Here is a 12,025-nt window from a genome sequence, read left to right on the forward strand (position 1 = left end):
AAACATTATCTATTATTATTTCTACAAGAAAGCATATCATTCAAATTATTAGCTTTAGCTCTTCCCCATACAAAATTTAATTCATCATACAATCTCAAAGCCTTTTTAATATAGTTATATGCTTTCTCATACATTCCCATTTCATATAAAGCTTCACCTGCATTAGTGTAGAATATCGGCATACCTAAATTCACATCTCTTTCTGTACACATATTTATAGCCAATTCATAGCATTTGAGAGCTTCATCATATTGTTCTTTAATCATCTTGCTTTCACCTATAAAATCATATGCTGCTGCAATATTCAATACATATTTTTCACTGTTTTTCAGATTATTAAATAATTCTATAGCTTCTTTTAAAAGCTTTTCACCTTCATGAAGTTTTCCGTTCATTATCTTTTCATAACCTTTTAACCTCAATATTACTGGAATTTCATCTTCATAATTATACTTTATTGAAATTTCAATAGCTTTATCAATGTAATTTTTCATAAGTGAAAAATTAGAAATATTCATGGAATAATAAATTAATTGTTTATAACATTGTAAAGTCAATTTATAATTATCACCATTTATGGCATAACTTATAAGCTCATAAATAATACTATATCCTTTCTGATATTCTCCTTTCCTGATATAATCACGCCCCACTATATAAAAAAATTCCATTTCAATATCTTTTAATTTTTCTTTGTCTACATTCATATTTCTCAAATCTTTAATAATTAAGTATATATCCTTAAATTTATCCTTAACCTGATTATCAGTGAGTAGATACTCTTGACTATAATTATTATATAAAATAGGAAAAATTTCATGCTTATTGCTTAGATAACTATTTAAATTTTTAATTCTATATTCTAGCTCCTTTAATTTATTGCCGCAACCCATATAATGATAGATCAACTTAGAATATAGTGAAAAATCATAAGCATCATTGCTCAGTTTGTTTTCAATAATATTTGCAACTTTTTTATGCAAAAAAAATTTTTCAGAATTTGAAAGTTGAGAATAAACATATTCTCTCATTTTGATATGGTTAAATGCAATGCCAATTTCGTCATCTAAATAAATTTCCTTTATCAATGCTTTCTTTTGGAGTTCATCAATGCTGCTCATTAATTCCAACGGATTACCTTGTACTAGTTCTTGAATATCTTTAATTTTAGCCATATCAAAAAATATAGATATAATAGATAGTAATCTTCTAGCATTATATGAAATATTATATAATCTAGTTTTTAATATGTCCTGCATTTTAGGTGAAATTATAAATGGTTGTTTTTTATCTTTAAAATTATTTAAATATTCAACCAGGAAAAACATGTTTCCCTCCGTATTTAAATAAATATTACCTAGCTCTTCTTTGGAAAAGTTATACTGAGGTAATAACCTTTTTATAAAATCCATAGTTTCTTCAACATTTAAAGGATTAACTACAATTTCCCTTATAAGATTCCTAAATCTCATAAATGTAATAAAGTTATCAACTTTTTTATCATAACCTCTTCTACAAGTAAAAATAACCATGAATCTATTATTTTTTAAATTTAATATTATATTCTTTATAAGAGATAAACTCACCTCATCTATCCATTGTATGTCATCCATAAACAATATCATTCTTTTTTTCCCACATACATATTTTATAATGTCAATAGCTGCAGACTCTATGGCCTGATATTTTATCATGTCCCACCTCTCCAGTGATTCTATATGTTGATGAGTATTCTCTGTATCAATCGCAGGAAAAATGCTTTCAATAACTTTATATGTATATTGTGGTAATTTTATATTTTCCATTGTTAAAATTTTGAATATTCTCTGGAATATACTATTCCAAGGCTTTAAAATGTAATTCTCTTCCGCCTGATAACAATTAGTACTAATTAAATATAAATCCTTGCATTGTATTCTATTTAGGAATTCACAAACCAACTTAGTTTTTCCTATTCCCGCTTCTCCTTTTATTAGTATGGATTCAGCTGCATTTTTTTCTATAAAATTTTTATAGTTATTCATTAAGATATTTATTTCCTCTGCTCTACCATAAAAAAATTCTAAATTTCCACAATTACTGTTATCCTCATTATAGATTTTTTTCTCTATAATTTCTTCATATAATAACTTTGTTTCTTCATCAGGAGATACCCCTAACTCGTCTTTTAACTTTTGCCTTAAAATATTATATGTGTATACAGCTTTTCCATATTCACCTTCTTTTATATATATGCTCATAAGCAATCTGTATGCCTGTTCATTAAAATCATCAACATAAAACAGCTTTTTGCAGCAACTTTTAGCACTATTTATACGTTTTTCTTTCATAAATCTTTCAACACATTTAGTAAGGTTATTAATATATTTATCTCTAAACTGCTGTCTTACCTGCATCATCCATTTTTCAAAAGTCTCTGCATCTTTGACATAAAATCCCTCTAAAAAATCTCCTCTATATATTTTAAAAATTTCCAGTTCATTAATATTGTTTCTGAATCCATCTTTTAAACCACACGCATCCTCCTTACTTAGAAATTTATAAATGTCGCATTGAAACTGAATATCAGGATTTAACATAAGCAAGGATCGTTTGGGAGATATGATGATATTTTCATTAAATATTTTTTTTATTGAATAAACAGCATTTCTCAAATTTTTTTTTGCTATATCTTCGCCCATATCTCCCCATAAAAGATTTATAACGATTTCTCTTAAAGCTTGTTTTCTTACCAACATATAATAAAACAAAGCTTCTGCCTTTTTATAAGGAAAATATATTTTATCCTGATCTTTTAAAATTTCTTGTATTCCAAATAACTTAGCATTAACTATAGTCATACCCAAACCTCCTTTCTAAATGCTGATTTTTGAATAATACCTGGGCTATTTTTATGACAATATTGATTTTGCCTGTATATGTAATGAAATAAAGACATGCCAATTCCAAATTTCAGGTTATTATATCAGAAAAAATCAGGTCCATCAACTAAATAAAAGAGACTTATATAATAAAAATACAGGCTTTTATTTTAAAGCAAAGCCTGTATTTCCATATACTAAAAAGTGAGATTCAATATAATTTGCTTTCTAACTTTTATTTTTAACACTATTATGTTTTTCATCATTTAATATGCTGTGCCTCATTCCATACATAAAGTATACTAATAATCCTGCTCCAGTCCATATGGCAAATCTGATCCAAGTTACACCTGGAAGACTTATCATAAGATACAAGCAAAATATTACTGTCAAAATTGGTGTAAACGGAACTCCTGGACATCTAAACTTTCTCTCAATATCCGGCATGGTTTTTCTAAGTACAATAACTCCCACAGATACAAATAGGAAAGCCGACAATGTACCGATATTACATAAATCTATAATTACATTTAAAGGTAAAAATCCGCATATGATACATGTTATAATTCCAGTTATTATGGTACACCTACCTGGAGTTCTATGTTTGTCATTTACCTTAGAAAATACTTCCGGGAGCAATCCATCTCTTGCCATAACCATAAATATTCTAATTTGTCCATATAATATTACAAGAATAGTAGAAATCATACCCACAACGGCTCCAACTCCAACTAATGCGGAACCCCAATTAATACCTACTCTAGCCAATGCACCAGGTAAAGCATTATTTATATCAATGGACTTAAATGGCACCATTCCTGTAAGTATAGCTGAAACAGCTATATATAAGACTATAACCAGTCCAAGGCAAATCGCCAGACCAATAGGTACATCCCTTTTAGGATTGGCTGTTTCTTCTGCTGCAGTAGACACTGAATCAAAACCTATAAAGGCAAAAAATATAATTGCGGCTCCGGACATTATACCTTTAAATCCATAAGGTGCAAAAGGATGATAATTTACAGGGTTTATATGAGTTACACCAATAAATATGAATATAAATATTACCAGTACCTTTACAGCAACTATAATATTATTTACTTTAGTGCTTTGAGTAACCCCCATATATAACACCCAGGTTATAATAGCAACAATCAACACGGAAGGCAAATCCACTATACCACCTGCAAGAGGAGAATTGGTAAGTTGATAGGGTAAACTAATGCCATATGCTTTTAGAACTCCAACAAAAGTTCCTGACCATCCTGAAGCAACTGCTGCTCCGGAAACAAGATATTCAAGCATTAAATTCCAACCGATAATCCATGCAATAATTTCACCAAAAGCTACGTAGCAATATGAATAAGTACTCCCTGCAACTGGAAACATTGTGGCAAGTTCTGAATAGGTAAGTGCACAAAGTGCACTTGTAATAGCTGCTATAGCAAATGAAATGGTAATAGCAGGTCCTGCTAATTGTGCTCCCTGTCCTGTAGATACAAAAATACCCGTTCCCACTACGGATCCAATTCCTAAAGCTGCCAGATCAAAGTAATTCAGCTTCTTTTTAAGTCCGCTTTTTTTAACAGAAGCTTTAAAATCCTCCACAGTTTTTTTCCTTAATAAATTCACATACAATCCCCCTCATTTTTTATATTTCTAATTTTGATTTTTTCTCCACATCTATTAATATCTTACCACTTTTTAATAGCTCCTCACATTTATCTAATTCTCTATACATGATTTTATCTTCTTCAATAAAGCTTATCTTATCCCTTATAGTTTTATATGCTTCATGAGTGCCTTTACCTAATTTAAGCCCTTCTCTAAAATCAATAGCTTGACATGCGGCCATCAGTTCTGTTGCCAATACTCTTCTGGTGTTTTTTACAATACTTAAACTCTTTCTGGCCGCAATAGTTCCCATACTTACATGATCTTCCTGATTTGCCGAAGAAGGTATAGAATCTACTGAAGCTGGATGGGCAAGTATCTTGTTTTCCGATACTAAAGAAGCTGCAGCATATTGAGTGATCATAAATCCTGAATTGAGTCCACCCTTTTTAACCAGGAAAGGTGGTAAATCATTGAGTTGATAATTTATAAGTCTTTCAAGTCTTCTCTCTGATATATTGGCAAGTTCCGCCACTGCAATTCCTAGAAAATCAAAACTTAAAGCCATTGGCTGCCCATGAAAATTACCACCGGATATAACATCTCCGTTTTCAAACACTATAGGATTATCTGTAACAGAATTTATTTCAGTTTCTACCCTTTCCCTAATATAATTTATAGCATCCTTGCTGGCTCCATGAACTTGCGGTACACATCTTAATGTATAGGCATCCTGTGTTCTCAATTCACCCTGTCTAGTTACAAAAGTGCTATTTTCCGTTAAATCACGTATGTTTTTAGCTGTATTAATCTGTCCTCTATGAGGTCTCACAGCTTGAACTCTTGGATCAAAGGCATCTTTTATACCTCTTAAAGCTTCCATAGTCAATGATGCTGCAATATCGCTGATCTTTAAAAGCTTTATGGCTTCACATAGTGCTATTGATCCTACTGCAGTCATTACCTGAGTTCCATTTATAAGTGCCAACCCTTCTTTTGCTACAAGTTCAACTATAGGTATACCAGCTTTTTCCATGGCTTCCTTTCCAGTCATAATTATACCATTAAATTCAGCCTCTCCTTCCCCAAGCATAGGCAATACCATATGGGATAATGGTGCTAAATCTCCTGATGCTCCTAAAGATCCCTTTTCAGGTATTAAAGGGTGTACTTTCTTATTCAGCATATCTATAAGAGTTTGCAAAGTATTTAATCTTATACCAGAATAACCCTTTGACAGCGCATTGGCTCTGAGCAGCATTATAACTCGTACTATTTCTTTGGGGAATTTTTCACCTGTGCCACAAGAATGTGATAATATTAAATTTTTTTGAAGTGTTTTACATTGCTCACCTGTTATATTCACATTTGAAAACTTTCCAAACCCAGTAGTAATTCCATATACTATTTTATCCTTATCAACTATATCATCTACTATTATTCTTGATTTATTTACGTTTTCTTTTGCCTCATCTGTAAGACATACCTCATAATTATTAAATGCCACATTGCAAATATCCTCTAAAGTCAAATCTCTTCCATTTAAATTAATAATTTTCATATTCTCCATTTCCCCTTTGCTCTATTTATTATTTATAAACTCATTATTATTCTAATTTACCTTCTATATCTTCCATAATCTTCTGTTTTTCATTCCTGCTTTTTTCTAGCAGATGATTACACTTATCTTTTAACTTCTTCTTATACACTTTGTCCTTAATACCTTGAATATTTATTTTTACGTTAAGCAAAGCCCCTTCTATTGCAGCCTCCACCAGAGAAACTGCAACTCCAGCATCTGAAATTGCATTTTTATTCCCATATTTTACGGCTGTAACCATATAAGGATACAATTTATATGCACTTTCAGCTACTTTAAAAGGAATTTCCAGTGATTCATTATTGCCTCTCTTTATAGCTTCTTTTCTTAGTTTTATCTCTTCCTCTGTATTTTTAGGCATCTTATAGGCCTGCATCAATGATAAAAAAGCTTCAGTATCTTTTTCCATGAGGCTCAAAAATTTTTTCCCCCACAAACCTGCTTCCTGTAATGATATATCAATAGTTTCCCTCAACGGCTTTTCATATTCCAGATACTCTTTCTTTCCTATGGTCAAGTTAAATACCATACTGACCAATGCGCTGGCCAGACATGCTGAAAGAGCTGCAATACTTCCCCCTCCAGGTGCCGGCGATTTTGAACCTAGCTCATCTATAAAATCTTTTAATTTAAAATCTTGTAACATATTTCCCTCCTGAATTCAACTATATTATTTTATAGCAGTATTTATTAATTCTCCATCTTTTACTACAATTGTTCCATTTTTAATCACCATATCTACTTCATTTACACCGAAATGATAAATCAGATAATTTAAATTTTTAGCATCAAATATGGTTATGTCGGCCTTTTTACCTACCTCAATACTACCTATCTCCTTTTCTCTGGAAATTGCAGCTGCTGCATTTATAGTCATAGCATTTATTATTTCTTCAGGCAGCATTTTAAGTCCAAAGCAGGCAAAAGTCATAGCAGTCTGAAGAGACTCCGTAGGTGAAGTTCCAGGATTACAATCTGTAGCCAGTGCAACTATAACTCCTTCTTCTATCATTTTTCTTGCACTTGCAAACTTATTCAGCATCAAGTAAAAGGAAGTAGTAGGTAAAAGTACTGCAGCCACTTTGTTTTGAGCCAGCGATTTTATGCCTTCATCTGAAGCAGATACCAAATGCTCTGCGGATACTGCCTTTATTTCACCAGCTAATTCTGCTGCTGATGCAGATTCAACTTCATCTGCATGAATTTTAGCTTTAAGTCCAACCTTTTTCCCTGCTTCCAAAATTTTTCTTGCTTCTTCTGCCGTGTATACACCTTTTTCACAAAAACAGTCGATAAATTCTGCTAAATTATGTTCTTTTACATAGGGAATCACAGAATTTATCATAAAATCTATATAACCATTCCTATTATTTTTAAATTCTTCTGGAATTGCATGAGCACCTAAGTAAGTAGAAATTATACTAATTGGATGTTTTCTGTCTAAATTTTTATTTATCTGAAGCATTTTTATCTCATTGTCAAAATCCAACCCATATCCTGATTTGCTCTCTACAGTAGTGGTTCCATGTAAAAGCATTGTATCCAGTCTCTTTTTTGTTTCACCTTCAATTTTTCCCAAGGAGGTTTTTCTAACACTATTTACAGTACTCAATATCCCTCCCCCCGCTTTAAGTATGTCAATATATTTTACGTTTTTAAGCTTCAAAGGTAACTCCATTTCCCTTGAACCTGCATAAACTACATGAGTATGACTGTCTACAAGTCCAGGAGTTACTGTTTTATCTTCAGCATCTATTACAACTATATTACTATTACTATCTAAATATTTTTTATATTCATCTCCACTGCCGACTTCTGCTATTTTATCATTTTTTATAATTATATAAGCATTATTAATTATACCTGCATCTTTTAAGTTGTTTTTTATCTTTGGACAGCTTCCTGCACAAGTGGCAAGGCAGCTTATATTTTTAATTATCATAATAATTACCTCCCAAAATAAAATTTCTTGTTAATAATTTAAATTTTGCTTTCCATTAAATCTTCCAAAGATTTAATGGAAAGTAAAACATGGCAGACAATCTCCTCCTCTGAGCAAAATATTAGGTTTCCGTACATATACTACAAAAAAACCTGCCTATAAAAAACTATTGTATGTTATCTTGAAATTATGCTAATAAGAACTTATGAATTAATACTTTTGTCTTTATAAATACCAGTTTCCTGCAATTTCTTTTTCATTGGGAAATAATAAAGTACACACGGAATTAAAAGCCCCAAGACCCAAGAAATGTCAGCACCACCTAATGCTTTACAAATTGGTCCAACGTAAAATGTTGTATTAACAAATGGTATTTCAACCAAAACTGCAATTACATAAGATACCATAGTTATCCAATTTACCTTACCATATTTACCATTTACATCAAACATATCTTTTACGCTGTATTTACCATATCGCAATAGATAAAAATCAATAAGATTAATTGCAGTCCAAGGAATTAAGAAGTAACAAATAAATAGAATGAAACTCTTAAATAACGAGATAAAACTTCCCTGCCCTAATATTTCTATTATTGAGGCAACACAGACTATGGAAGCAATAAATATAGCACGGACTTTAGGCGTAACTCTCATTTTTAAAAATGGCTCAACTGTAGTTGTAGTTGACATAAATGCACCATATAAATTAAAACAATTTATTGAAATCTGACCTAAAATAATTATAATGTATATAATCATTGCAAATCCGCCAAATAAATTAGCCAAATTTGGCCCTGACGCATCAAGAAATTTTGGTACTGCAGCTACTAGCAATACTCCCAAAACCATCATCCATACAGAGGCAAATACTGATCCGGCATAAGTATACCAAAAAGTTGCTTTTTCAGATGTATCTTCTGGAAGATACCTTGAATAATCGGCTACATAAGGTGCATAGGCTATTTGCCAGGTAGCAACAATTGATACTGCAAGTAAAAATATAGGTAAACTAAAACTACTTGCACTCCATGATCCTGCTGGTACTGGTCTATTAAATACTACAAATGTAGCAAATATGTATACTGCTAGAAATATCCATGATAAAATTTTCTGCATTTTTTGTATTAAATCATGTCCATATAATGTGATAATAAACACCATAGCATTCATTATTAATATAGCAGCAGTTATATGAATTGAAAATGCACCATTTATTGTCTGTGCAGCAAGTAAACTAGTTGTAGAAAAAAATCCCAAGTACATAAAAATTACTATGATTAATGGAACAATAGCACCAATAACACCAAATTGTGCACGACTTTGAATCATCTGAGGTATTCCAAGTATTGGGCCTTGAGCTGAGTGCAGTGCCATAAAAATGGCTCCAATTAAATTACCAAGTAAAATAGCAACAACGCTCCAAAATAGATTTAAACCAACAATTACGCATAATCCACCAGTAACAAGTGTAGTAATATGCATGTTTCCACCAAACCAAATAGAAAATAAATCACTAGGTTTACCATGTCTTTCTTCTTTAGGTACCCACTCTATACTTCGCGTTTCAATTTTCAATACAATCACCCTTTTATTCAAATTATTGTTTTTTATGATATAAATTGTCATTGTCTTTTTACAACAAGACAACACAATTTATATCAGCCTTTTATCATAACAGTATTCCTACAATTTTCAGTAATTAATTTGATATGTGATAATAATTTATTTGCTTTTAGCGAAATACTTATCTACTGAATTTTCAATTAAATCTTCTTCAACCAAATATGGAAGAGTTACATGGTCTGTTCCCACATTATTTTTGTTAAACTCTATTACAGTTTCAATAGCATGCTCGTTTCTTGCCCAGGAACGTCTGGAAACACCGCTCATAACATCCCAGTTCAGTGCTGATTTAATGGTTTCATCTACTCTGAAGCTTCCATCCAGTACAAGACCGAACCCTCCATTTATGGCTTTTCCTACACCAACTCCGCCTCCATTGTGAAGGGCTATAAGACTCATTCCCCTTGCTGCATTTCCCGCATAACATTGAACGGCCATATCTGCCATTACGTTACTTCCATCTTTAATATTTGAAGTTTCTCTGAAAGGAGAATCCGTACCGCTTACATCATGATGATCCCTTCCCATCATTACAGGTCCTATTTCACCTTTTCTAACCATTTCATTAAATTTAAGTGCTATATCTATTCTCCCTTTGGCATCCTGATATAATATTCTGGCCTCAGTACCAACTACCATCTCATTTTTTTCCGCATCTTTTATCCAGTTATAATTATCCCTGTCCTGATATCTTCTATCTGGATTTATGCACTCCATAGCGGCCCTGTCTGTTTTAACTAAATCCTCTCTCTTTCCACTTAAACAAACCCATCTAAAAGGTCCATAACCATAATCAAACAGCTGAGGGCCCATTATATCCTCAACATAAGATGGAAATATAAATCCATCCTTTTCATCTATTCCATTTTTAGATATTTCTTTAACTCCTGCATCATACACTGCTTTCATAAAAGAATTGCCGTAATCAAAAAAATAGGTTCCATTATCCACTAAAGATTTTATTAATCCAAAATGACGTCTTAAGCTCTTATTCACTAATCTATTAAATTTTTCTCTATCCTCTGCAAGAAGTCTTGTCCTTTCTGCAAAATCAATTCCCTGAGGACAATATCCACCTTCATATACTGCATGACATGAGGTTTGATCTGAAAGTAAGTCAATTTTTATATTATTTTTAACTATATATTCTAATAAATCAACTATATTTCCATGATAAGCGATGGATATGGTTTCTTTTTTACTTAAATATTCATGAGCTATCTTAAATATGTCATCTAAATCAGAAGAGCATTTCTTAACCCACCCCTGTTTAAGCCTTGTGTCTATTCTTGATTTATCCACTTCCGCTATTATTCCAACTCCCTTTGCTATTTCTATAGCTTTTGGCTGGGCACCACTCATTCCTCCAAGACCTGAAGTCACAAACAGATGACCTCTTAAATCACCATCATTGGGAATTCCAAGCTTTAGTCTTCCTGCATTTAGCAGAGTATTAAAAGTGCCATGTACTATACCCTGAGGTCCTATATACATCCAGCCTCCAGCAGTCATCTGTCCATAGTTTGCAACTCCCATTTCCTCCGCAACTTCCCAATCCTTTTCATTATCGAACATGCCTACCATAAGAGCATTTGTTATTATAACTCTTGGTGCCTCAGGTTTTGATTTAAACAGGCCAAGAGGGTGCCCGGATTCCACCACCAAAGTTTGATCCTGGGTCATAACCTCTAAATATTTCTTAATAAGTCTGTACTGCATCCAGTTTTGACATACACTTCCTGTTTCGCCGTAGGTAACAAGCTCGTAAGGATATAACCCAACTTCAAAATCCAGATTATTATCTATCATAACCTGAAAAGCTTTACCTTCTATACAATTGCCCTTGTACTCTTCAATAGGTTTTCCATAAATTCTTCCTTCAGGACGAAATCTATAGCCATAAATTCTTCCCCTGGTGGTGAGTTCTTCTAAAAATTCTGGTATTAGCTTTTCATGATATTTAGGTGGAATGTACCTTAAAGCATTTTTCAAAGCAATTTCCGTCTGGGGTTTTGTCAAATTAAATCCCCTATCGGGTGCCCTTCTTATACCCTCTACAAATTCAGGCATTTCAGGAAATTCCTCATCCAGCTTTACAGTCATAGCTTTGTTAATATCCATGTTATCAATCATAATATTTCCTCCCTGTAAAATTAAATTGTATATATCCAATTACTATTCAATTATTTAAACATTGTATTAATTGAATAGTAGTAAAAAATAATTTCATTTACATACATTTTACTAATTATGCGTCTTTAAAATGTCAAATCAAGCTGAAAAATAATTTTAAAGATTTCGTATCTTTTCTATATTGCAGACGCTTAATATTAGAATATCATCATGACAAAATATTAAGCCTTTTTATTTTAAATTCACTCAG

At 32.0% G+C, this 12,025-nt stretch carries 7 protein-coding genes; all 7 read right to left on the reverse strand.

Annotated features, from left to right (window positions below; translation table 11 throughout):
• Window positions 1–5: 5 nt before the first annotated feature.
• On the reverse strand, window positions 6–2,840 hold the full coding sequence (locus AB8U03_RS07405) for an AAA family ATPase (protein ID WP_369703908.1): 2,835 nt from the start codon (window positions 2,838–2,840) through the stop codon (window positions 6–8).
• Between the two features lie 249 nt (window positions 2,841–3,089).
• Window positions 3,090–4,493, reverse strand: a complete 1,404-nt coding sequence (locus AB8U03_RS07410) for an APC family permease (RefSeq protein WP_369703909.1) — start codon at window positions 4,491–4,493, stop codon at window positions 3,090–3,092.
• A 19-nt stretch (window positions 4,494–4,512) separates the two neighbouring features.
• On the reverse strand, window positions 4,513–6,036 hold the full coding sequence (gene hutH, locus AB8U03_RS07415; protein WP_369703910.1) for a histidine ammonia-lyase: 1,524 nt from the start codon (window positions 6,034–6,036) through the stop codon (window positions 4,513–4,515).
• A 46-nt stretch (window positions 6,037–6,082) separates the two neighbouring features.
• Entirely contained in the window at window positions 6,083–6,721 is a 639-nt protein-coding gene (locus AB8U03_RS07420) for a cyclodeaminase/cyclohydrolase family protein (protein WP_369703911.1), read from the reverse strand.
• Window positions 6,722–6,745: 24 nt separating this feature from the next.
• Complete coding sequence (gene hutI / locus AB8U03_RS07425) at window positions 6,746–8,017, reverse strand: imidazolonepropionase (protein ID WP_369703912.1); 1,272 nt, start codon at window positions 8,015–8,017, stop codon at window positions 6,746–6,748.
• Between the two features lie 203 nt (window positions 8,018–8,220).
• Entirely contained in the window at window positions 8,221–9,594 is a 1,374-nt protein-coding gene (locus AB8U03_RS07430; RefSeq protein ID WP_369703913.1) for a purine-cytosine permease family protein, read from the reverse strand.
• Between the two features lie 147 nt (window positions 9,595–9,741).
• Entirely contained in the window at window positions 9,742–11,775 is a 2,034-nt protein-coding gene (locus AB8U03_RS07435; protein WP_369703914.1) for a urocanate hydratase, read from the reverse strand.
• Between the last annotated feature and the right edge of the window lie 250 nt (window positions 11,776–12,025).

Origin of the sequence: Clostridium moutaii (assembly GCF_041205085.1) — a bacterium.
Lineage (GTDB): Bacteria > Bacillota > Clostridia > Clostridiales > Clostridiaceae > Clostridium_B > Clostridium_B moutaii.

Bases quoted from the DNA above. Each gene is read 5' to 3' on its own strand.
- AB8U03_RS07405 (WP_369703908.1), bottom strand. From the start codon at position 2,840: ATGACTATAGTTAATGCTAAGTTATTTGGAATACAAGAAATTTTAAAA.
- hutH (WP_369703910.1), bottom strand. From the start codon at position 6,036: ATGAAAATTATTAATTTAAATGGAAGAGATTTGACTTTAGAGGATATT.
- AB8U03_RS07420 (WP_369703911.1), bottom strand. From the start codon at position 6,721: ATGTTACAAGATTTTAAATTAAAAGATTTTATAGATGAGCTAGGTTCA.
- hutI (WP_369703912.1), bottom strand. From the start codon at position 8,017: ATGATAATTAAAAATATAAGCTGCCTTGCCACTTGTGCAGGAAGCTGT.
- AB8U03_RS07435 (WP_369703914.1), bottom strand. From the start codon at position 11,775: ATGATTGATAACATGGATATTAACAAAGCTATGACTGTAAAGCTGGAT.